We start from the raw sequence: 22,575 nt of genomic DNA on the forward strand, positions 1-22,575 counted from the left end.
CAACGCGGGTGGCTTCGGCTACCCGCGTTGTTGTGGTTTAAGTGTCAGGACACGGATAGGAGAACACATGATCATTATTGGTGGCGGCATTGCAGGGGTCTCCCTGGGCGCCGAATTATCCAAGCGCGGCCAGGCTGTAACCCTTCTGGAAGCCGAAGACCAACTGGCCTACCACACCTCTGGACGCTCAGCTCAGCAGCTGGTCCTTGGCTACGGGCCCCCAGCGGTGCGTGAACTGACCGATCTCACCGTTGATATGTTGCTCGAACGGCAACAGGTGCTGGATGAACCGGTGGCGTGGCCCTCGAGTTTTATGATGGTCGGCACCGAAGCAGAGATCGAAGCGCACGCCTATCCCGGACAGGTTCGTCAAGACCAGCCAGCCGTGCACCAGCTGCTCCCGGAACTCCGGTCCGAACGCTTCACCGCCGGTGCCCTCGACGAACGCTCGCTGCGCACGCGAGCAGATGCCATGATCTCCTGGCTCGTGGACGACGCCGAGCATCTTGACATCCACCTGGGGGAGCCCGTGACTGGGGCTCAGCGAACCAACGGCGCGTGGCAAGTGACCACGACCAAAGCAACCTATCAGTCCGACGTCGTCATCAACGCCGCCGGTGCCTGGGCTGATGAGGTCGCACAACGATTTGACGTCAGCCCCTTAGGACTGACCCCACTGCGCCGAACTGCCGCAATTTTGGGTATTGATCGGCCGATCAGTGCTGATCGTTGCATGATGATGAAAGTCGACGGGTATTACTACCGGTATGAGGCCCACGACGCGATCCTGGCCTCTCCACAAGAGGCTGAACCCTCACCAGCCGAGGATGCACAGCCGCGAGCCAATGACATTGACGACCTGATTCAAGAAATCCAGGCTGACACTACCTTGCACATTACCGGTGTCCGATCTGCCTGGACTGGGTTGCGTACTGAAGCCGCCGACGGCGTGCCAGTGGTCGGATTTGATGACCAGCAGCCCGGATTTTTCTGGTTGGCTGGTCAATCTGGTTACGGGTTCCAAACGTCGCTGGGCTTTGCCCGACTGGCCTGCGACCTCATAGTCGATGGTGTCGCAGGCCCATGGGTCAGTGCTGCCTCGGTGACTGCACTGGCTCCGGGACGGTTACGTTAATCCTCGGCGTGCGGTAGAGCTTGGTACGCCGCGACAACGCGGGGCTGGACTTTCTTTTTGAGACGCCGCCATCCCGCAGCAGAGATATCCCAGGTTAATGCATTTGCCAGGGAATATAAGCCCAGCGCCCCGGACCAGACGCGAGCGCGGTGCGGTGTCGTGGTAATGTCTTCGAGCGCCACCCCGTGCCACAGGCTGAGATAGGTCGCGTTGAGGGCCGTATCCCAGCGAGCCGCATAATCCCAATCCAGCACTCCCACCAGGTGGCCATCAACCCAGTGCATGTTATGCCCGGCAAGATCCCCGTGGACTAAGCCTGCACCAACTCCATCGTCGGTCCAGCCATGGACGTGGTCGGCAATCTCCCAGGCCATATGGTCTGCTACCACAGCATCCAGTGCGGTCAGCATCGCGTTGGTGAACCGGCCGCGCTGGGCAAACGGTGTGTTTAACGCCAGCCCGGTGGTGTCGTATTCGCCAAATACGGTGACGATATTGGCTAACGTGTGTGGATCACCGACCCCATGGGGGTGCGCTGTGCCGGGAATATAGGTCTGCAGCACGCCGTCGTCGACAGCTGATAACGGCGTCGGGAGCATCCATGGCAGTTCAAGCTGATCGATGAGTTGCATGGTGCGGGCCAGTTGTGGATCGGTTTTGCGAGGAATCCGGGCCACTGCCAGTTCGTCGGCCAGCAGGATCAGATGGTCTTTGCCGCGTTCAACCAACTGAGCATCGTACCAGTTATATGTTGCAAGCGCCTCGGCTAGATCTGTGGGGACTTCCGGGAGCAGTTGTTGGGCAAGACGATGAGCACGGGCAGCAGGCATAGCATGATTGTATCTGTATGACCTACCTCGGGTGGTACGCGACGACGTCGTGCTTAGCGTGCGTCGTCGGGGAGAACGGCGAGCGCTTCGATTTCCACCAACACACCTGGTCGGGAGAATCCGGCCACCTGTACAACGGTTACCGCGGTGGGATGTGCACCCCAGACGTCGAAGGCCGAGGCGTAGCCACTATTGGCATCGGCACCGGCCGCCAAGAAGACCGTCAGTTTCGCGACATGCGTTGCATCTGCGTCGACCTCTGCCAGAACGGTCAGCACGTTTCGAAGTGCTTGTTGCGTCTGTTGTCCAAGATCTGTTGCGATCAATTCACCTGACGCATCCGTGCCTTGTTGTCCACCGATGATCAAGAGTCGTTCCGCGTTCACCACCACGCCTTGAGAAAACGCAGGATTGGTGTGTAAACCAGTTGGATTCAGATGTTGAATGCTCATAGGGTGTCCCATCATTGATGCGGGATTCTAAGTGTTCCACACCAATACCGTTTGCCGACAGGCCACGGCGTTTTTGATGCAGTAGTGGCTCCGTGTGTGGTGTTGCCCCGGTGTATTTTGGGCCAATCCGAGCGCTCATGATTGTTCACATCCCCATGTTGAGCTGCGAATCCGTCGAGAAAAGCTGCTCACCGAGTCTATGATGTACAAGAGATCTAGCCCCCGCCGTGGCATAGACTGGGTGATATCGTCTCATCCAGTGACTACGGCATACCGGTCCAGCAACTGGGATGCGGTCAATGGTTCGATATTTCCAGTGCATCCAGTGCTGCCGCTAGGAGTTATCCATGTCATCCACCAAGACCAGTCCAAGCAGTGCCACACCGCTGATCCCGTTGCCGGTGAAACCGCGCGCGCGAGGGTGGATTCATCTGGTTGCCACGCCCATAGTTTTATGCGCCGTGATGGTTGCGATTGCCTTTCCCGAGACCTTTGGTCAGCGCTTGAGTGTTGCTGTGTTTGGTGCCACTTCGGTTATCCTGTTCGGTGCCTCGGCGATATACCACCGGGGCAATTGGTCCTCGACGTTGAACGACTTCCTGCGCCGCCTAGATCACTCGAATATCTTTTTGCTGATCGCAGGAACCTACACCCCACTGACCGTACTGGTACTAGAACCGAACCAACGAAACCTTTTGCTGACGGTTATCTGGTCCGGTGCCATCCTGGGAATCCTCATGCGACAGTTCTGGTCGACTGCGCCACGTTGGGTCTTTGTACCTGTCTATGTAGCCCTCGGGTGGGTTGCAGTATGGTTCCTGCCGGACTTCTATGCATTGGGTGGCGCCTGGGTGGTGTGGTTTATCATCCTCGGGGGAATCTTCTATACTCTGGGTGCTATCGCCTACGCCACGAAATACCCGAACTTCTTTCCCAAAACATTCGGCTATCACGAGATCTTTCATCTGTACACGGTGATCGCATGGACGTGTCATTTCATCGCCATCCTGACTGCGATGTAGGTATTTTCTTTACGAACCTTCAAGGCCATCGGCCAGGAGCTGATGCAACATGGGCCTGGAACCGTTAGCGTGGTCAGCAAAGCCTCGACTCGATACTGTTCTGTCCACACGTCAGCTGCCGATGGTGGTTGCCGGGTTACTGTTCGTTTGCTCAACGGGTCTTGCCCTGGTCAACGGATGGCAGGCCGAAGCCGTGATTGCCCTCGTCTTGAGCACGTTAGTGGTTGCTCCCTGGCTGGTTGAGCGTTGGAGCGATGTCAAAATCCCGATCAACATGCAAATCCAGTATGGAATGCTCATCGTGACGGGCCCCTATCTCGGAGGGTATTGGGGCTGGTATGACGCATGGCCCCCTTGGGACACACTTGTGCATTTCTATTCAGGGTTTTTCATTAGCTTCGTGCTCGGGGTCGTTCTAGGAAAAACCCTCCACACATACCGGCTTAATTTTCCGGTCTGGCTCGAGATGGTTACTCTCATCACCGTCAAGGCTTTTATAGCCTTGCTATGGGAGATCGCGGAGTTCGTCTTTGACCTGATGTTTGCCACCAGCGCTCAGGGTGACAACCTCGACACCATGACCGATATGATCGCAGCCCTGATCCCATCAATACTGATCGCTATCGCCCTCTACACGTATCGACGCAAAGGTACGTTCACCTATATCGGTAGCCTCTTGGATGCAGGCCGTGGAATGTAGAAGAGACCGAGACCGTAAGGTCACACCGTCTTTTCAATCCTAGATACTTCAGGCAGACTGGCGGCATGAAATCCCATGAATTCGCCATCGTCCAAACAACCACCGATACCGCAGAAGAGGCGAACCGACTTGCCTCAGTCGCTATCGAAAAGCAATTGGCTGCCTGCGTGCAGGTCTCTCAAATAACCAGTTACTACCGCTGGCAAGGACAAGCTCAGCATGATCCTGAATTTCTCCTGTCATTTAAAACCACCGGTGCAGCAGTTGAACCGGTCAAAGACTATTTGACCACCCAGCATTCCTATGACGAACCAGAGATCATCGTTCTCCCAATTGTTGACGGCAGTCACGGCTATCTGCAGTGGATGACCGATAGTGTGTCCTAACTGATGTGCCAGTTATGTGAGATTCACTACCCTATATGACTTTCCGCAGAAAGTCAGTTATAGTAAAAGCAGATGCTTCAAATTTTGAAAAAGCATGGCCTGTACGTATCGAAACTTTGGTGCAGTGGTTAGGAACTAACATGACTCAAAACGTAGAGACTTTTGAAAACGCCCGTCTCGCGGACCAGACTGAAATGGGTGCAGTGACGCTGAAAGTCGCTGACCTCGACAATATGATCAAGTACTACACGCAAGCGCTTCCTCTGGAGGTTATTGCCCAGCAGGAGGGGTCTGCGATCATCGGTCGCAATAATCGACCGCTGGTGATTTTGGAACACGCGCCGGCGCTCAAGCACTGGTCTCGCCGTGACGCAGGACTGTTCCACACGGCCATCCTCTTCGAGACCGAAACCGCGCTCGCTGCCGCCGTATATTCAATCGCCCAATACGCGCCAAACACGTTCACCGGTAGCTCTGACCACTTGGTCTCCAAAGCGTTTTACTTCAATGATCCCGAAGGCAATGGCATTGAACTCTACTGGGACCGTGACCGTAGCGAGTGGAGCTGGGTCCATGGCGAGGTCGAAATGGATACCCTTTTCCTGGACCCCAACCAATACCTCCGCGACTATCTCACCGAAGATGCAGTCGAAAACCCATCCATCGGTGACGCCACTATTGGCCACGTCCACTTGCAAGTCGGCGACGTCGATACGGCACGAAAATTCTATGTTGACTGGTTGGGCTTTGACGCCACCCACGCCAACACTCCAGGCGCATTATTCGTCAGCGCCGGCGGATACCACCACCATATGGCAATGAACATATGGAATAGCCGTGGTGCTGGACGTCGCGACAAGACTCTTGGCTTAGGTGAAGTCGATATCGTGTTGCCAACCGCTGATGACGTTGGAGAGGTCGCAGAACGCGTCAAACACTTCGGCGTCCAGGTAGCTGACGACGGTAAACACCTGAGCTTTGAAGATCCATGGGCAAACGTCCTTCGCATCCAGACTGAAGCAGTGTAAGCCCGCACTGCCTTCTTAAAGACCAGCGGTCATAAACGTGCCCCGCGCAGCGGAAGCAGGTTTATGACCGTAGTGTCTTCTAGCGGTTCGTGAAGAATCCTAGATGGTGACCAAACCTTTTGGTGTTGAGAACGTGACCTCTGCAATACCAGGGGTGCCCGATGGTGAGATGTATTTGATGTTGAGGTCATCGACTAACTCATTGGAGTCAGTCAGACCTAGCCAGTCGCGTACCCGTGGCCGGTTTCCGGCGATGGTGATCGACTCAATGGCAGCCTGGGCAGGTTCTGCTTGTGAAGGATGCAGGGCTTCAGTGCCCTCATTCCATTTCAGGATGTATGGGACTTGTGGGTCGGCAATCAGACCCTTGATGCCGATTTGTTGCCACTCGAGCGTACGGCCATCAGGGAAGGTGCGCGCTCCAGGAACAGCGCGACGGTCCAGACGTTCTTCGAACGGGGACATGTCGTCAACGGAGACGACCCAGCCCATCCAGCCGCCACCCATATTGGAGCGGGCACGCACTGCTTGGCCGAATGGTGCTTTCTCGGCAGCGGGGTGTTCAAGTACCTCGACAATTTCGAAGTATTGGCGATTTTTCATCGGGAAAAAGACGTTACGCGTCCCGAAGCGCGGATGAACGCCACCATTGACCCAGTCGATGCCGAGCATCTCGGCGATCTTGTCGGCGGTAGCACGGAGTCCTTCAGGACCTACAGCATAAGAAACATGATCCAAGCGCATGTCCCTCAGCATGACACGAGATCACAAACGGCATTGAAATGTGTCACACCGTGCGGTTTGTTTACGATCTTTCCTGACATTCACTGAGGCAAAAAGCCATGTCAGTGGCACTATGAGTATTTTACGAAGCAATCCAACGTGTGTCGTATATTACTTGAAAACGCTTGAATATCGGTTCAAGTTCGCCCGCTGCCGCCACGTGAGGCCTTGCAATGTCAAAAAGCCCCTGAGTTTTGGAGCTATTCTTGGCTCCAAAACTCAGGGGCTTTCGTCAATGAAACATTTAGTAGCGCATCAAGGCAGCCACATTTTCGACACGGCCATCGGAGATGATGACGATATCACCGGAATTGAGTTTGGTATGCAAGATCGCGGTGTTGACATCGCCAGTACCGTCTGAGGCATTCAGCGATGGATTTATGAACAAGGTATCAATCCGGCCGGCTACGGCCGCTTCGCGAATCAGGTCCGGTTGAATCTCGCCCAAGCCAGTGCCTGACACATCGGCGAAGCGATCATAGGCAGCATCGTCGTTTGAGGCGAAACGTGGACGAACCACATCCCAGCCGGCTTGTTGGAGTTCGCGATTGGTCAGGGTGTCAGGGTTGCCAGGAATGAAGTCCTCAGCAATGACTGGATAAGAACTGGACGATTTGATGCCACTAACGTTCTCCGCGACCCCAGCCAAAACCAATGGTTGAGACCGGGCTCGGCCGAGTAGATCACCCAGGGAGGAACCGACTTCGTGCAAGAACCGCTGATTTTCGGCCTCTTGGATATCTGAAGCCCCACCCTGACCATGGAAGACTGCGTTGCCTCCGCCAACACTGCGGTTTTGCAACTGAGTCTGACGGTCGTCGGTGTCTACAACATCTTCAAATGTTTCTGGAACGATCTCCTTGAGGTCCAACCGTACGACCGAGTCTTTGGTCGCATCCAAGAGGCGTATCTTATTGCGGGAGACGGCCAAAACGTAGTAGGCGTGAGATTTTGTAAGGGCTTCGGAGATGGGGCGTAGGACAAAGTGTTCTGCGACATGGGTGTATTCAGTAACCGGTACACCCAGTCGGTAGATGAGGTTGAGACCCCGCGCGGCAAACAGGGCTAGGGATTCACCTTGTTGGCGCAAAAACGGGGCGTCGGTCGCGATAGCATCGAATGGTGCCAGCATGTCTTTTGCATCGGACTCTGGGACGCCTGCATTGACAAGTTTACGGCGAGCCTCGTTCACCAGCGACTTAACACGGGTAGCAGTGTCTTTCGGTTGGTGTTGTGGAGGAGCGGTCGGCAGAAAAATAGTGACCTTCGGGCCGCTGGCGTCGGCCATCGCCTTTAGGTCATCGGCTGTGATCTCATCAAAGTATCCGAGTTGTTCCATGGCACAACAATACAACTTGTCGGGTGCGTTTTGGAGGGTTGATTGTCGAAACAGATTCCGGCTAATTGAAATTCTGCTGAGTGTGACAATTCGGGTCAGGCCAAGTCGCGAATTTGCTAAATTTCTGGCATAGTAGTCGGTATTGGTCACGAGTGTCAGTAGTAATGCCCCGGCTTACTGACCGGCAACCCTCCACCGCGGTGGGGTGCCCCGGGTGAGGACCAGGTCTCATAACAGATAGAGACAAGCGCGGGTCTTCGCGCACGTCATAGTTTACCTGCGCGGCAGACGGGCGTTGAGAAGACCCCTTGAATTGAGAAGGAGTCTTTGCATTGGCACAACGCGATATTACTGACCAGTCCACTTGGGGACTATCGACCCGACAGATTCATGCGGGTATGGATGTGGATTCAGAATACGGTGCAACCCAGCTGCCGATTTATCAGACCACCAGCTTTAACTTCCCTGATACTGCTGCCGCTGCCGGTCGCTTCGCGTTATCCGAACTTGGGCCGATTTACACCCGACTGACAAACCCAACCAACGATGCAGTTGAAAATAAGATCGCTGCACTTGAAGGTGGCGTTGGAGCCGTACTGCTGTCGTCGGGACAGTCTGCGACCACACTGAGCGTACTCAACGTTGCAGGGGCGGGGGATTCCGTGGTGGTTTCGGCATCGCTCTACGGCGGAACACAGAACCTGTTTAAACACACCCTGCCACGCTTGGGGATTGAGACGATCTTCATCGAGGATCCTCACGATATGAACGAATGGCGCAATGCCATCAAAGACAACACTAAAGCGGTCTTTGCAGAGGTCCTGGGCAACCCCAAAGCAGACGTACTGGATCTCCCAGCACTATCAGCTGTTGCCCACGACGCGGGCATCCCCGTCATTATTGACTCCACGCTGACCCCACCAACAGTGTTCCGTCCTTTTGAGCATGGCGCTGACATTGTCATTCACTCAGCAACCAAATATTTGAGTGGCCACGCCAACGTCATGGGCGGGGTAATCATTGATTCTGGAAACTTCGATTGGACCGCTAACCCAGAGAAGTTCCCATGGTTCAACGAACCTGATGAGTCCTATCACGGGATCGTATTTGGAACAGACTTTGGACCAAATGGGCCACTAGGTGCCAACCTGTCCTATATTCTGCGCATTCGTACGCAGTTGTTGCGCGATATGGGTAACTCTGCATCGCCATTCAACTCATATCTGATCAACTTGGGCATCGAGACGCTGTCCTTGCGGATGGAGCGTCACCTCGAAAGCGCCCAGCGCGTCGCCGAATGGCTTGAAGCTCATCCACAGGTCGAAAACGTCCAATACGCCGGGCTGGAATCATCCCCATGGTACGACCGTGCACAGCAGCTCCTGCCAAACGGTACCTCAGGAATTGTCGCGTTCAACATCGTGGGCGGCAAAGCAGCAGGGCAGAAGTTTGCAGAATCGCTGACCCTTCACAAACTGGTAGCAAACTTAGGCGATGTTCGATCATTAGTCGTACACCCAGCAACCACAACCCACGCACAGCTGTCTGAAGCAGAACAGCTAGCAGCCGGTGTCACCCCGAGCCTGGTTCGGCTCTCGGTTGGCCTGGAAAACATTGAAGACATTTTGGACGACTTGCAATCCGGCTTTGACGCCGCTGCAACAGTTTAACAAGGAGTGGAAGGTCATGTCATTGGATCTTGAATCGGTGACCGACCCGGCAACATACGTCGCGCAGTCAGCGATCACCACAGTAAACATCGGCGAACTTCACTTCGAAACCGGTGGGTACCTGCCAAAGGTCGAACTCGCGTATGAAACCTGGGGCAGGCTCAATGCTGAAAAATCCAACGCGATTCTCATTCAGCATGCACTAACCGGCGATACCCATGTCGCATCGTCACAGCTTTCGCCCGAAGCCGGCTGGTGGGAGTACCTGGTTGGTCCGGGCAAAACCATCGACACCGACAAATGGTTTGTCATCGCCGTCAATATGGTGGGCGGTTGCTACGGATCAACGGGACCTTCCTCGTTAGACGGCGACAAGAATCCCTACGGCTCCCGCTTTCCATTCGTCACGATCCGAGACTCGGTCAACGCCGAGGCCAAACTTGCTGACCAGCTTGGCATCGAACGTTTTCACACCGTCATCGGCGGTTCGATGGGCGGCGGACGAGCACTCGAATGGGCTGCGATGTATCCAGATCGGGTGGCTGGTGTCGGGGTGATCGCCTGCGGCGGTCAAGCAACTGCTGAACAGATTGCGTTTGCTCAAGCTCAAGTCGAAGCGATTCGACTTGACCCTCACTTCAAGGCCGGTGACTACTACGGCGGACCCACACCGATTCAAGGCCTGGGGATTGCTCGTCGAATCGCGCATATCAACTATCGTTCCGAACCAGAACTCAACGTCCGATTTGGCCGTCAGTTCCAGGGGGATGAAAACCCGCTGAATTCACCTGTCGCCACACGCACCGGACGGTACCAAGTAGAGTCCTACCTCGATTACAAAGCCAAAGACCTCGCGGGTCGATTCGATGCTAACTCCTATATTGCTCTGACCGAAGCGCTCATGTCTCATGACGTGGGTCGTGGACGCGGGGGACAGGCAGCTGCTATCGCGAAGATTACTGCTACACCGTTCATCGTGGCCGTCAATTCCGATAGGCTGTACTTCCCAGAACAAAGCTACCAACTGGCAGCTGACTTCGGCCCGCACACCCCGGTGCATATGATCGACTCGCCCATTGGACACGATGGTTTCTTGACCGATCTGCACCAGGTCGCCGATGACATGATCACGACGTTAGGACTGTAATACCCATGCACGTACGCTGGTCCCACGAGGCACCGCGCCCAGAAACTGATCTCGTTGTGTTCCTTCACGGCTTCGGAGCTGATGAGAACGATCTGTTCCCACTGGGCAACTATTTTGATGACCGGTTCACCATCGCCAGCGTGCAAGCACCAAAGCAGCTCCCGCAACATTTCGGCGGCTATTGCTGGTTTCCGATCTCCACCACACTTGAAGCCAATGTCGGTGATGTGCGCACTGCCATCGTGGAATTAGATGATTGGGTGCAATCGGTCGCCGACAATTATCGTAGTGTTTCACTATTGGGCTTTTCACAAGGCATGGCAATGGCCACCTCCCTTATGCGCATGCGTCCAGGAGCTTACCCCGCGGTGGTCGGGTTATCTGGGTTTGTGATCGAATCGGCTGAGCTCAACGATTTGTTCAAAGACGAGGAATTTACTACCTCCAACCAACCCCTATTTTGGGGTTACGATCCTGCAGATCCCATTGTGGCAGCAGATCGCATTCAACAAACGGGTGCCTGGTTACGCCCGCGCGTCAATCTTGTTGAAAAAACGTATCACGGCATAGGGCACGGCGTGCACCCTCAAGAGATCAGCCAATTCCTCGAATTTCTCAACGAACACGTCTAAAAAACTGTATCCACCAGACACCAGGGGTGAGCAGCAACAGGTGCTGACTGCTCAACTCTGATGCTCTGCGTTATTGGCTTAGGCATTCGGCGTTACGATGGCACGCCCGGAGACCATGCCATCAACGAGATTTTGAAGAGACGCCAACGCCGACTTCCTCGACCCAGCCAGCATTTTCGTGACCAAGAATAAATCCGGTTGGTAGATTCGCCGGGTTGAAATCTGCGTCATAGTTTTGGAAGATCGCTACATCGTAGTGACAGGCGCCAGCACCAGCGACGTTCAGCAGTACCTCTCCAGGGCCCGGGACGGGCTTTTCAACATCTTTGAGCTCCGGAAAGGTCTTCCAGTCTTCGAATACTACTGCATGCCTTACTTCCTCTTAGGATTCATGGTGCTGCGAACACCTTTCATGCTACGAGCCGTGTCCGTGATCTGCACGGGTCGAGAACCGGGGTGTTGAGGTTCGCATTCCGTATAGTCCTAGCGCACACCAGTATCCCAGGTGGGGCGTGAACTCAAGTGGTTTCAATCACCAGATCCAAATCCAGCTCTGGGATCGTGATGATATCTCCGGCGTGTAATTGCCGACCGCGGCGAGTTTCGGTTTCGCCGTTGACCTGAATGTCACCGGCTTGGATCGCATCCCGGGCGTCGACACCGTCTTCGACGACGTTGGCAAGCTTGAGTGCCTGGCCCAGTCGGATCATATCGTCGCGGATGACAAGGGTTTCGCTATTTGTACTCATGCCTCCATTGTCACCCACCAACATGAAAGTTTCGACTAACCTAAACTAGTTGCAGGTTAATTCACAACCTCACAGTCAAACGTGTACCTTTTGAAACGGAAAGTGATACCTCCATGGCACAACCGTCCACTCTCGACCAGGTCATCAACCTGGCTAAACGCCGCGGATTCGTCTTCCAGGCCGGTGAGATTTACGGTGGTTCACGCTCAGCATGGGACTATGGACCGCTCGGCGTCGAACTGAAAGAAAACATCAAATCTCAGTGGTGGAACACCTTCGTCCGAGGACGTGGAGATATGGTCGGTTTGGATTCCTCGATTATCCTGCCGCGTCAGGTATGGGAAGCTTCCGGTCACGTTGAAACTTTCGTTGACCCGCTGAGCGAATGTACTGCATGCAACCACCGTCACCGTTACGACCACCTCGTTGAGGCATTCGAAGACAAACACGGCCGCACCCCGGCACTTGAAGAACTGGCCTGCCCGAACTGTGGTACTCGCGGCAAGATGACCGAACCACGCACCTTCTCGGGGCTGATCCGTACCTTCCTCGGCCCAGTTGCTGATGAAGAAGGCCTACACTACCTGCGCCCAGAAACCGCCCAGGGCATGTACCTGAACTTCTTGAACGTGGTCAACACCGCGCGCAAGAAACCACCATTTGGGATGGGCCAGATCGGTAAAGCCTTCCGTAACGAAATCACCCCGGGGAACTTCATCTTCCGCACCCGTGAATTCGAACAGATGGAAATCCAGTACTTCGTGCCACCGGCAGAAGCTGATCAATGGTTCGACACCTGGGTCAACCAGGCACAAGACTGGTTCTTCGGACTGGGTCTGAATCCAGAGAACCTGCGCCAGTACAACGTCCCAGACGGTGAACGCGCCCACTACTCCTCGGTCACCATCGACCTCGAATACAAATTCGGATTCACCGGCGGCGACTGGGGCGAGCTGATGGGTATCGCCAACCGTGGCGACTACGACCTGTCGAACCACACCAAGGGCTCCGGCACGAAGATGCAATACTTTGACCAGGCCACCGGCGAGCACTACACGCCCTACGTCATCGAACCATCCTGGGGCCTGACCCGTTCCCTGATGGCGTTCCTAGTGGATTCCTATGCCGAAGATGAAGCACCAAACTCCAAAGGCGGCGTCGATAAGCGCACCGTGCTGCGCCTGGACCCACGCCTGGCTCCAGTCAAGGCTGCCGTGTTGCCGCTGTCGAAGAAAGCAGAACTGTCCGAACCAGCCAATAAGCTGGCCAACGACCTACGCAAACGCTGGAACGTCGACTACGACGACGCCGGCGCGATCGGTCGACGCTACCGTCGTCACGATGAAATTGGTACCCCATTCTGTGTGACCTTCGACTTCGACTCACTCGACGACAACGCCGTCACCATCCGTGATCGTGACTCTATGGCCCAAGAACGCGTCTCACTGGACAAGGTTGAAAGCTACCTTTCAGAACGTTTGGGCTGCTAAGTGAATATCCGCGAATGGCAAGACGGCGACGACCTGCGGCTGCTGGAGATCTTTGGAGATCCCGGCTCCGCACAACACCACCACGACCGCATCATGTTGGGGCCCTCCACACAGGACCCCTTTGGTGTGGGACTGGTGGCGGTCGACGACGGCATTCCAGTTGCAGCCGGGGCGATACGAGCTCAAGCCATCCATCCACAACGGATGTGGTGTTTTATCGAAACCGCCCCGCTGCAACGCCAACGCGGCATTGCTACAGACCTGTTCCATGAGCTCGTGGCCCGGGCCCCAGAGCACACTGCATTCAAGACGCGCTCGGTGACCGGCGATGAGGCTACTGAGCAGTGGCTGAAAGGCCAAGGCTTTCGCGAAATTCAGCACTCTCAGCGCATTGTCGTGGCCGCCGGGTCGTATGCGCCAACGCAGATCGACGTACAGCAACTGGCTACTGGCTCGGTCGAGTTATCCCAACTGGCTGCGCAGTATTACAACGCGAGCCATGCGTGGGACCCATCCGAACTGACACTCACTCAGGCCCAGCAGCTGCTGTTAGCTCCGCGCACCGGAGCCCAACAGGCCTTTGTGACTCGCCAGGACGGTCGCATCGTAGCTTTTGCGATTGCATACCCCGGCCCGATTCCGAATGTGGTCGATCTTTTCGTGGGACATGATCCGCAACACCCGGATCCCTCCGAACACATCAAAACTCTGCTGGCCGTCACCGGAGAACAGCGCAGTTTGGCCGTTGAGATTGATAACGCCACCACGGTGCTCAACTCGGTTATCGAGCAAGCCGTGGCCGCCGATACCGCACTCATTGAACACGAGTCCACCATCTGGGCCACCGACGCCTGAGCTTATGCATAACGTTCCCTCCACAATCCCGGTCACCCGAAAACGTGTCATCACCTGGATGGTGAGCATCCTGGTCCCGCTGGGGATCGTGCTGCTTGCCGCCATGATCTGGCTGTGGCCCTCGGGAACCTATCAAGAGCTCTCGTTGGATGACCCCTACGGCACCACCGAAAGTTTCGCGGTGGAATCCGGGTCAGTCTCCTCGGTCGTTGATAGAGCCTGTGACGGCGGTGCAGAAAGTGGCAGCCCGACACAGGTGCAACAAGACCTGGAATGCCAGACCGCGCAGGTGGCCACCGGGCGGGGGACTTATGAGGTCGAAATTCCTGCCCAGGTCAGCGCCTCCACCGAGGTCACACGCGGCGACAACGTCAAGATCCTTGTTGGTGAAGACTTGGCCGATACCGGCGTCTTTGTGGACTTCGACCGCACCATGCCCGTAGGTTTATTGGCTGCGTTATACGCGGTGGTGGTGGTCGTCGTGGCGCGCTGGCGAGGCGTGCGGGCTATCGGCGGGCTAATTCTGTCTTTCGTGGTGCTATTCGGCTTCATGATCCCGGCCCTCTTGGAAGGTGGCCCACCGTTTTGGGTCGGGCTGATCGGCAGCATGATCATCATGTTAGTGGTGTTGTATTTTGCTCACGGCATTTCCTTGCGAACCACCACGGCACTGCTGGGCACGTTCATCGGGTTGCTGCTGACCGCAGGGCTTGCGGCGTGGGCATCGGATAGCGCGTACTTGATGGGCCTGGGCGAAGAGTATTCGTATATGTTGGCCTCGGTGGTCCCAGAGATTCGAGTGTCCGGAATTGTGCTGACGGGATTACTTGTCGCGGGGCTCGGCGTACTCAACGACGTCACCATTACCCAGTCTTCTGCGGTGTGGGAGATTAAAGCCGCCCAACCCAATATCACGCCGCGCAATCTCTTCGCCGCCGGTATGCGCATTGGTCGTGACCACATTGCCTCCACCGTCTACACCATCGCCTTCGCATATGCGGGTGCAGCCCTGCCGATGCTCATGATCGTTTCGCTGTACGACCGTTCGCTGCTGGACTCCATTATGTCTGCCGAGATGGTCGAAGAAGTTGTACGCATCCTGGTCGGATCAGTCGGTCTGGTCCTGGCAATCCCAATTACCACCGGCATTGCCGTGGCTGTGGCACATGCCGTGGCTGAACCCAAAGACCAGTCACCGGCGCCGGTTGATGAAGTGACCCACGTTCACTGAGTCTGACGGTGGCGACCGAAATACCAGGCAAACGCCACAGTGGTCAGGACGAGAACCCCTGCACATGCTAGATAGGTGGTCTGAGCACCCCAGTAGGTGAAGCCGATGCCCCCGACCAGCCCGGCAAAACCAAGACCGATATCGAAGGTCATATTCCAGGCGACACTGCCGCGATTCGCACTGCCAGCTTGTCGAAACGCCATGAGCAGACTGGCAGCCTGCACACTACCGGTACCGAATCCAAGGATCGCCATGGCGAATCCCAGCCACCAGCCCGCAGGCAAAATTGCCGCAAATGTTAGTCCGAATAATGCGGTTGCCAGTCCGAAGAGCATGACTGCCACAGGGGAGTGCCGGTCAAGGGACGTGCTGGAAAGGAAGCGCCCTATAACGACGAAGACTTGCATCGCGGCAATATATAACGCCGGGGATGCATGGTCGGCAGCTGGACCAAAGGCTAGCACCAGCCCAAATACCGTCAGGATCAACGCCGTCGGCAATAACACTGCGACGAGTCCGGTCAATTGCATCTGAGAGCGGGACTCGGCATGACGCTGCTGACTGGAATGCGGGCCTTGCTGTTGCGTGACCTCTCGCTTCGGGACCGTCAGGATGGCCGGCAGCGCCAACATGACCAGAACAAAGTTCAACCAGCGAAAACCGGCAGCAGACACCAGGGTAATCAGCCACAACCCCAGTGGTGCGGCCACTGCGGTGGCTGCCGCGGTTGTGGCACCGTAGAATCCCAGAGCTCGACCGAGCCGATTCGGCGGCACAGTCGAGGGCACTACGGCGGTGCCGATGACGACGAGAATGCCGAAACCTAGTCCACCAATCACGCTGCTGGTCATGAGTGTGACCACCGGAGCCAGTGGGAGAAAACTCAGCAGATGACCCGAAGCTTGCAGTCCCAGTGCCATAAGAAACGTCCAGCGTGAGCCGAGACGATTATTGAGCAAGGGGACAAGCGGTTGCACAGCTACCACCGCGACCATCATGACCGTGAGTACCGTGCCGGCGGTGACTGCGGTCAGGCCCATGTGCTGACCGGTGGTGACTAGGGTCGCATAGGTGATAAAAAAGGTACCGAATCCGAACAGCACCATCCACATGACGCCCAGAAGGGCCGGTGTGAGCGTGCGTTGCGGCCTAGGCTGCGGAGCGGAAGCTGACATGGGCATACCATGACCATAGAGGATGGCGGCTTGCCCGGGACAGGTCTAGGCTTTCAAACGCAAGACTGCTAAGAGAAATTCGCCGTCTTCGACGAATGGGTCAAATTGCCAGGTCCCAAACCGTTGGACTACTTCTAATCCCGCGTCGGCGGCGTCGGCGGTGAACTGGGCGTTGGAATAACCTCGTGCGAGTTGAAAACCGGTGACAAAGCGTGAATTATCATGCATGTGCTTGGCCACGTTGACTAACGCTGGAATGCGTTCCCAATCGGCAAGAAAAGTTTGGACGTTGCCCGCAGAGACGATGATGTCGAATGACCGAAGCTGACCGTTGTCGTTCTGCAGGGCAAAATCTGCCAGGTCCGCTACCTCAAAGTGGGCTTGCGAATATTTGGTGTTAGCAACCTCCACCAGGTGTGGATCCAGATCAATGCCCATGACGTCGTGTCCGGCAGCTGCTAAATACCCGGCCAATCGACCATTGCCACAACCGGCATCCAAAATAGCAGCTCCGCGTTGTGCCATGGCATCAATGGCTCGGGCTTCGCCGTGGATGTCGTTGCCTTCGGCTTCAAGACGTTCCCATCGCTGCGCGTAACGCTGAGAGTGTGTTGGGTCCTGCATTGCCTGACGCCACTTATTGAGTTCAGGCGTCGACCGCTCAGGTTCGGGAACCGAACGTTCTGGCGTGGCAGACAGGGAGAAGGTGTGTGCAGATTCGGGTGTGGGAAGAAAACCATCGTTAGCCATGATCCCATTGTAGAAGCAGGACAGCGGGGTCAGCAGGTTTTCCACGGTTGGCAAGATTCGCTGAGGCTATTGCACCGACTGTGTTCCAGCGTTAGGTTAGTGCCACACGGGTTATCGAGGCGGGATCGGCATGGCACGAATCATCGCATGGGACATTATCTCTTTAGACGGGTTCTTTGAAGGCAACGAGCCCTGGGATCTGCGGCATCATGAGTATATTTGGGGCGCTGATCTGCGCGAACTGAGTCTTCAAATCGGTCAAGAGGTCGGTTTATTAGTGTTTGGCCGAAAGACCTACCAAGGTATGGCTCAGCACTGGCCTACCGATACGATCGAACCTGAGATCGCACGGTATATGAATGAGGTGCCTAAACTCGTTGCCAGCCATACGATGACCACAGCCTCCTGGCAGCACACCGAAGTTACTGACGATATTGAGCTCGAACTGCGACATCGTCGTATCAGTGATGACCGGTCAATTTATGTTTTCGGTAGTGCCGCTTTGGTGGATTCCCTGCTCAGTGCGGGGCTGATCGATGAACTCATGATTGGCGTCGCTCCGGTGGTGCTTGGCAGTGGCAATCCGTTTTTCAAAACGCACTCCACACGGCGTGAGCTCACCTTGCTGGAAACACGGACCATTGATACTGGCGGTGTCATCCTGCGATATGCGCCCGAGGTGCAGTCCTGATCAGGCGTGATGCATTGCTTTACTCATGGAGCCGATATGCCGGGTTGTCGCTGGCACCATTGAAGTGTGGCGCGCGACACCATAAGCTGGCATATTGGATTGTAGAAGTCGCAGCATGGAATCCGGCCTGCGAAGCGCTGATCCTCACTGAACCGTAGGGCACCCCTACGGTTCTGGTCATGTCGGAAGGGACAAAATGACACAAACGCTGACACAACCCCTCACCCACTTCATCAATGGTCAACCCGTGGAGGGCACTTCGGGTCGCTTCGCGGATGTCTACCATCCGGCCAACGGTCAGGTTGCTGCACATGTGCCGCTGGCCTCGGTGGAGGAAGTCAAGAACGCTGTCGCGACTGCAAAGGCAGCACAGGTTGGCTGGGAAGAACTCAACGCTCAGCGTCGCGCTCGGATTCTTGGTCGTTTCGTCGATCTGGCGCACGAAAATATGGACGAACTGGCAACGACCCTGTCGAATGAACACGGCAAAACCTTCGAAGATGCCAAAGGCGATGTCCAGCGTGGTCTGGAGGTCATCGAATTCTGTATGGCTGCCCCACACCTGCTCAAAGGGGAATTCTCCGACCAGTCCGGAACCGGCATTGACACCTACTCGATGCGTCAACCTCTGGGCGTCACGGTCGGAATCTCACCATTCAACTTTCCGGCCATGATCCCATTGTGGCAGGCCGGCCCCTCACTAGCAGCTGGCAACGCGTTCATTCTCAAACCATCCGAACGCGACCCTTCCGTGCCCTTGATGCTGGCCGACCTCTTCAAACAAGCCGGAATGCCCGACGGCGTCTTCCAGGTGCTCAACGGCGATAAGATCGCTGTCGATGCACTGATTGAACACCCTGATGTTCAAGCCGTGGGCTTTGTTGGGTCCACACCCATCGCTCAGGCGATTTACACAGCCGCTGCCCAACACGGCAAACGGGCACAATGTTTCGGTGGTGCCAAAAACCATGCGATCATCATGCCGGACGCAGACCTGGAACAAGCTGCAGATGCCCTGATTGGTGCAGCCTTTGGTGCTGCCGGCGAGCGCTGCATGGCTATTTCCGTGGCCGTTCCGGTGGGTCAAGAAACCGCTGACGCTCTGGTGGAAAAACTGGTCAACAAGGCTCGCCAACTCAAAGTCGGCCCATCGCTGGACCCAGCCTCGGATTTCGGACCGATCATTACCCCGGAAGCCAAGCAGCGGATCGAAACTGCGATCGCAGCGGGCGTGGAAGAAGGCGCAGACCTGGTCCTTGACGGCCGTGGGGTGACCGTTGATGGCCACGAGGATGGGTTCTACGTGGGGGCGACCATTTTCGACCGAGCCACCAAAGACATGTCGATCTATCTACAAGAAATCTTTGGCCCGGTGCTCACGGTAGTTCGTGCTGACAGCTTCGAAGACGCCGTGGCGCTGCCCTCGGAGAATGAATACGGTAATGGGGTCGCCATCTTTACCCGAGACGGTGACACCGCTCGCGAGTTTACCCGCCGTGTCGATGTTGGCATGGTCGGCGTCAACGTACCGATCCCTGTACCGATTGCCTACTACACCTTTGGCGGTTGGAAAGCCTCTGGATTCGGTGATCTCAACCAGCACGGCCCTGATGCATTCCGGTTTGTCACCAAAACCAAGACCGTGACCCAACGATGGCCTTCGGGCGTGAAAGAAGACGTCAGTTTCACGATGCCAATCCAGTAAAGGAACCCATGTCGCAAGCTGAAATTCTGACATCCGTTCAGGGCGGGTTGGGTGTTATTACGCTTAACCGCCCCAAGGCGGTCAACGCGCTGTCATACAACATGATCGGTTTATTAGACGACGCGCTCACGACATTTGAACACGATGACGCGGTGCACGCCGTTCTGGTTCGCGGGGCAGGGGATCGCGGCTTCTGTTCTGGCGGCGACGTTGTCACACTCCACCAATACGCCGTCGACAATGACTTGGGCTCGGCTGCTCCATTCTTCCGAGATGAATACCAACTGGATCATCGCATCTCGGTCTATCCGAAACCCTATATCGCCATCATGAACGGTCTGGTGTTGGGTGGGGGAGTTGGCATCTCTGCGTCCGCGTCGCATCGTGTGGTCACTGAGTCTACGCGGTTGGGCATGCCGGAAGTAGGAATTGGCTTCAGTCCCGACGTGGGTGGACCCTACTACCTTGCCAACGCACCGGACGGGGTCGGAAACTATCTTGGCCTCACGGGTACCCACATTTCAGGTGCTGATGCCATCTATGCAGGCTTTGCTGACCTGCGTGTTCCAGATGACCGTATCGAACAACTCGTGCAGCGTTTAGCAACGATCAGCGAGCCCGGCCACATTGATGCGATCTTGGCCGAGTTTGAAGCGGCAGAAACTTCCGTGCTGGAAACGGAAGCGCACTGGATCCAGGACGTATTCTGCGCCGAAACCGTGGAAGAAATTCTGCAAGGCGTCCAGCAAGTTTCAGAACAAGGCAACGAACTTGCAGAAAAGGCGCTGAAAGCTATGCAGCGGCACTCACCACTCGGCATGAAGGTCACGCTTGAAGCTATCAAACGGGCCCGCAACCTGAGCCTGGCTGAAACGCTAGTACAAGACCTCCGGACCACCATGAATGCGGTTGCTGGCACCGAACTGGCAGAGGGCATCCGAGCCCAACTCATTGATAAAGATCGCAATCCACAATGGACACCCGCCAGACTCGAAGATGTCGATGATCACCAGGTCGCTGCGTTTTTTGCACCGGTCGACGGTGTTGACGATCTGGTTATCCAAACCTAAGGACTCATTATGCGTATCGCCTTTCTAGGACTTGGCAATATGGGCTCTCACATGGCCCGGAACCTGCATGCCGCTGGCTACAGCGTGACCTGTTATGACATAGTACAAGAGGCCGTGGATGCAGCAGCACGCGATGGACTGGCTACTGCTGCTTCAGGCGCTGAGGCAGTTCGCGAAGCTCAAATCGTGATCACTATGTTTCCGGCAGGAGAGCACGTCTTAGCGGCATATCAAGACGGACTGCTCGAATCGGCCCCGCAAGACACGTTGTTTATTGACTCATCAACGATTTCCGTTGATCACGCCGTTGAGGCAGCACGTCTGGTGACACAAGCCGGACATCGTGCGCTCGATGCCCCGGTGTCCGGTGGCACGGTCGGTGCAGCTCAGGGCACCCTGACGATCATGGTGGGCGGAAACCCGGAGAACTTCACACAAGCCAAACCACTATTTGACGTCATGGGTCGCAATATCGTCCACGCGGGCGATACCGGCTCTGGCCAAGCGGTCAAGCTCGTGAACAACATGGCCTTGGCCATCAATACAATCGCTGCAGCAGAAGCGTTTAGTCTCGGTGAGAACCTGGGGCTAGACCCGCAGGTCCTGTATGAGGTGATGTCGAGTTCAGCGGCACAATCGTGGTCCATTACCACCAATTGTCCGGTCCCCGGACCGGTACCTGAGGCCCCCGCCTCGAGGGACTTTCGGCCGGGCTTTGCTACGGCGTTGATGACCAAAGATCTTGGCCTGGCAAAAGCTGCTATTGAATCTACTGGAACACCGGCAAGCTTCGGCATGGCCGCCTACGAGGCGTACACGGAGTTCAATACCGGGGACAACTCTGGCAAAGATTTCTCTGCCATCATTAAGACCAAACAAAAGAAAGGCTAATTTTGTCCGAACACGTTATCCTCACCGAAATTGTAGGCCGTGTAGGGGTCATCCGCGTCAACCGTCCAGAAGCGCTCAACGCACTCAATCTTGCGATCCTACACGCGGTGGTGGAAGCAGCAGAAGCCTTTCAAAACGACCCCAACATTATGGCCATCGTGATAACCGGGAACGAGAAAGCCTTCGCCGCCGGTGCTGATATCAAAGAGATGGCAGATAAATCCTACATCGAGATGCATCAGTCGGACTGGTTCTCCGGTTGGAGCCGATTCACCGAGATCCGTCTGCCCATGATCGCTGCGGTTAATGGATATGCCCTGGGTGGCGGATGCGAACTGGCCATGATGACAGACATGATCATTGCCGGACCCGGCACCAAATTTGGGCAACCAGAAATCAACCTCGGTGTTATTCCAGGCATGGGAGGCTCTCAGCGCCTGACGCGTGCCATTGGAAAATCCAAAGCCATGGACATGGTGCTGACCGGTCGCATGATGGATGGCGAAGAAGCTGAACGGGCAGGTCTGGTGGCTCGTCTGGTTGACGACAACAACGTCTTCGATACCGCTATGGAAATCGCCCAGACCATCGCCTCGAAATCGCGCCCCGTGGTTATGGCAGCCAAAGAAGCAGTGAATACTGCTTTTGAAACTTCTCTGTCACAAGGATTGCTCGTTGAACGGCGTGCATTCCATGCGCTGTTTGCCTTGGAAGATCAGAAAGAGGGCATGGAGGCCTTCAGTAACAAACGCAAAGCCGAGTTCAAAGACCGCTGACCCCGTTCTATATTTCCAGGCGTAATGATGGCCCACCAGAACCAGCCGGTGGGCCATCAGCTTTCAAT

The 22,575-nt window shown here is 55.8% G+C and carries 24 protein-coding genes and 1 riboswitch; of the genes, 16 read left to right on the forward strand and 8 right to left on the reverse strand.

The window, feature by feature from the left end; all coding sequences use genetic code 11:
• Positions 1-67: 67 nt before the first annotated feature.
• On the forward strand, positions 68-1,135 hold the full coding sequence (locus A6F49_RS10325) for an NAD(P)/FAD-dependent oxidoreductase (RefSeq protein ID WP_043056818.1): 1,068 nt from the start codon (positions 68-70) through the stop codon (positions 1,133-1,135).
• Here the strand turns inward: A6F49_RS10325 and A6F49_RS10330 are convergent.
• Both A6F49_RS10330 and A6F49_RS10335 read right to left on the reverse strand, forming a co-directional pair.
• The gene (locus A6F49_RS10330; RefSeq protein WP_043056819.1) at positions 1,132-1,965 is read right to left on the reverse strand and encodes an aminoglycoside phosphotransferase/kinase family protein; all 834 of its coding nucleotides are present in this window, start codon (positions 1,963-1,965) and stop codon (positions 1,132-1,134) included. The genes A6F49_RS10325 and A6F49_RS10330 overlap by 4 nt on opposite strands.
• A gap of 53 nt (positions 1,966-2,018) precedes the next feature.
• Positions 2,019-2,417 (reverse strand): RidA family protein, encoded by a 399-nt coding sequence (locus A6F49_RS10335; protein WP_052504669.1) that lies wholly within the window; start codon positions 2,415-2,417, stop codon positions 2,019-2,021.
• A 347-nt stretch (positions 2,418-2,764) separates the two neighbouring features.
• Here A6F49_RS10335 and trhA point away from each other — a divergent pair, with 347 nt between their 5' ends.
• The 4 genes from trhA to A6F49_RS10355 all read left to right on the forward strand — a co-directional run bounded on the left by trhA (position 2,765) and on the right by A6F49_RS10355 (position 5,553).
• Positions 2,765-3,439, forward strand: coding sequence for a PAQR family membrane homeostasis protein TrhA (gene trhA, locus A6F49_RS10340; RefSeq protein ID WP_043056821.1), 675 nt, complete (start codon positions 2,765-2,767; stop codon positions 3,437-3,439).
• Positions 3,440-3,488: 49 nt separating this feature from the next.
• Complete coding sequence (locus A6F49_RS10345) at positions 3,489-4,139, forward strand: hypothetical protein (RefSeq protein WP_043056822.1); 651 nt, start codon at positions 3,489-3,491, stop codon at positions 4,137-4,139.
• 65 nt (positions 4,140-4,204) lie between these two features.
• Positions 4,205-4,525, forward strand: coding sequence for a divalent-cation tolerance protein CutA (gene cutA, locus A6F49_RS10350; protein ID WP_043056823.1), 321 nt, complete (start codon positions 4,205-4,207; stop codon positions 4,523-4,525).
• 140 nt (positions 4,526-4,665) lie between these two features.
• A complete protein-coding gene (locus A6F49_RS10355; protein ID WP_043056824.1) occupies positions 4,666-5,553 on the forward strand; it encodes a VOC family protein in 888 nt (295 codons plus the stop codon).
• Positions 5,554-5,652: 99 nt separating this feature from the next.
• Here A6F49_RS10355 and A6F49_RS10360 read toward each other — a convergent pair whose 3' ends face one another.
• Together A6F49_RS10360 and A6F49_RS17740 are read right to left on the reverse strand one after the other, a co-directional pair.
• Positions 5,653-6,297 (reverse strand): VOC family protein, encoded by a 645-nt coding sequence (locus A6F49_RS10360; RefSeq protein ID WP_043056825.1) that lies wholly within the window; start codon positions 6,295-6,297, stop codon positions 5,653-5,655.
• A 283-nt stretch (positions 6,298-6,580) separates the two neighbouring features.
• Positions 6,581-7,675: a baeRF3 domain-containing protein gene (locus A6F49_RS17740; protein ID WP_043056826.1), complete on the reverse strand. Its 1,095-nt coding sequence runs from the start codon at positions 7,673-7,675 to the stop codon at positions 6,581-6,583.
• A gap of 144 nt (positions 7,676-7,819) precedes the next feature.
• Positions 7,820-7,931: riboswitch (SAM riboswitch) on the forward strand.
• Positions 7,932-8,007: 76 nt separating this feature from the next.
• Here A6F49_RS17740 and A6F49_RS10365 point away from each other — a divergent pair.
• Genes A6F49_RS10365 through A6F49_RS10375 form a run of 3 tightly spaced genes read left to right on the forward strand, consistent with a single transcriptional unit; the run spans position 8,008 to position 11,124 of the window.
• Entirely contained in the window at positions 8,008-9,345 is a 1,338-nt protein-coding gene (locus A6F49_RS10365; RefSeq protein ID WP_268751194.1) for an O-acetylhomoserine aminocarboxypropyltransferase/cysteine synthase family protein, read from the forward strand.
• 16 nt (positions 9,346-9,361) lie between these two features.
• Positions 9,362-10,492: a homoserine O-acetyltransferase MetX gene (gene metX / locus A6F49_RS10370; RefSeq protein WP_150119457.1), complete on the forward strand. Its 1,131-nt coding sequence runs from the start codon at positions 9,362-9,364 to the stop codon at positions 10,490-10,492.
• A 5-nt stretch (positions 10,493-10,497) separates the two neighbouring features.
• The gene (locus tag A6F49_RS10375; RefSeq protein WP_043056827.1) at positions 10,498-11,124 is read left to right on the forward strand and encodes an alpha/beta hydrolase; all 627 of its coding nucleotides are present in this window, start codon (positions 10,498-10,500) and stop codon (positions 11,122-11,124) included.
• A gap of 121 nt (positions 11,125-11,245) precedes the next feature.
• Here A6F49_RS10375 and A6F49_RS17355 read toward each other — a convergent pair whose 3' ends face one another.
• Positions 11,246-11,413, reverse strand: coding sequence for an alcohol dehydrogenase catalytic domain-containing protein (locus A6F49_RS17355; protein ID WP_082911734.1), 168 nt, complete (start codon positions 11,411-11,413; stop codon positions 11,246-11,248).
• Positions 11,414-11,642: 229 nt separating this feature from the next.
• Positions 11,643-11,873 (reverse strand): RNA-binding S4 domain-containing protein, encoded by a 231-nt coding sequence (locus tag A6F49_RS10380; protein WP_043056828.1) that lies wholly within the window; start codon positions 11,871-11,873, stop codon positions 11,643-11,645.
• Positions 11,874-11,986: 113 nt separating this feature from the next.
• On the opposite strand from A6F49_RS10380, the gene A6F49_RS10385 reads away from it, so the two are divergent.
• From A6F49_RS10385 to A6F49_RS10395, 3 genes are read left to right on the forward strand one after another with little or no spacing between them, the layout of a single operon-like run.
• Entirely contained in the window at positions 11,987-13,363 is a 1,377-nt protein-coding gene (locus A6F49_RS10385; RefSeq protein WP_043056829.1) for a glycine--tRNA ligase, read from the forward strand.
• On the forward strand, positions 13,364-14,218 hold the full coding sequence (locus A6F49_RS10390) for a GNAT family N-acetyltransferase (RefSeq protein WP_052504670.1): 855 nt from the start codon (positions 13,364-13,366) through the stop codon (positions 14,216-14,218).
• 4 nt (positions 14,219-14,222) lie between these two features.
• Positions 14,223-15,449, forward strand: coding sequence for a YibE/F family protein (locus A6F49_RS10395; RefSeq protein WP_043056830.1), 1,227 nt, complete (start codon positions 14,223-14,225; stop codon positions 15,447-15,449).
• On the opposite strand, the gene A6F49_RS10400 is transcribed toward A6F49_RS10395, so the two are convergent.
• Both A6F49_RS10400 and A6F49_RS10405 read right to left on the reverse strand, forming a co-directional pair.
• Positions 15,443-16,624 carry an MFS transporter gene (locus A6F49_RS10400; protein ID WP_043056831.1) on the reverse strand — a complete coding sequence of 394 codons (1,182 nt, stop codon included), beginning with the start codon at positions 16,622-16,624 and terminating at the stop codon, positions 15,443-15,445. The genes A6F49_RS10395 and A6F49_RS10400 overlap by 7 nt on opposite strands.
• Positions 16,625-16,669: 45 nt before the next feature.
• On the reverse strand, positions 16,670-17,374 hold the full coding sequence (locus A6F49_RS10405; protein WP_235604965.1) for a class I SAM-dependent DNA methyltransferase: 705 nt from the start codon (positions 17,372-17,374) through the stop codon (positions 16,670-16,672).
• Positions 17,375-17,504: 130 nt separating this feature from the next.
• Here A6F49_RS10405 and A6F49_RS10410 point away from each other — a divergent pair, with 130 nt between their 5' ends.
• From A6F49_RS10410 to A6F49_RS10430, 5 genes are all read left to right on the forward strand, one after another.
• Positions 17,505-18,065 carry a dihydrofolate reductase family protein gene (locus A6F49_RS10410; protein WP_043056832.1) on the forward strand — a complete coding sequence of 187 codons (561 nt, stop codon included), beginning with the start codon at positions 17,505-17,507 and terminating at the stop codon, positions 18,063-18,065.
• A 208-nt stretch (positions 18,066-18,273) separates the two neighbouring features.
• Positions 18,274-19,770, forward strand: a complete 1,497-nt coding sequence (locus A6F49_RS10415) for a CoA-acylating methylmalonate-semialdehyde dehydrogenase (protein ID WP_043056864.1) — start codon at positions 18,274-18,276, stop codon at positions 19,768-19,770.
• Between the two features lie 8 nt (positions 19,771-19,778).
• Positions 19,779-20,840 carry an enoyl-CoA hydratase/isomerase family protein gene (locus tag A6F49_RS10420; RefSeq protein WP_043056833.1) on the forward strand — a complete coding sequence of 354 codons (1,062 nt, stop codon included), beginning with the start codon at positions 19,779-19,781 and terminating at the stop codon, positions 20,838-20,840.
• A gap of 9 nt (positions 20,841-20,849) precedes the next feature.
• On the forward strand, positions 20,850-21,731 hold the full coding sequence (gene mmsB / locus A6F49_RS10425; protein ID WP_043056834.1) for a 3-hydroxyisobutyrate dehydrogenase: 882 nt from the start codon (positions 20,850-20,852) through the stop codon (positions 21,729-21,731).
• A complete protein-coding gene (locus tag A6F49_RS10430; RefSeq protein WP_150119458.1) occupies positions 21,731-22,507 on the forward strand; it encodes an enoyl-CoA hydratase-related protein in 777 nt (258 codons plus the stop codon). The genes mmsB and A6F49_RS10430 overlap by 1 nt, the downstream gene beginning before the upstream one ends.
• Positions 22,508-22,575 lie beyond the last annotated feature (68 nt).

This window comes from Enteractinococcus helveticum, from assembly GCF_001657475.1.
Taxonomy (GTDB): domain Bacteria; phylum Actinomycetota; class Actinomycetes; order Actinomycetales; family Micrococcaceae; genus Yaniella; species Yaniella helvetica.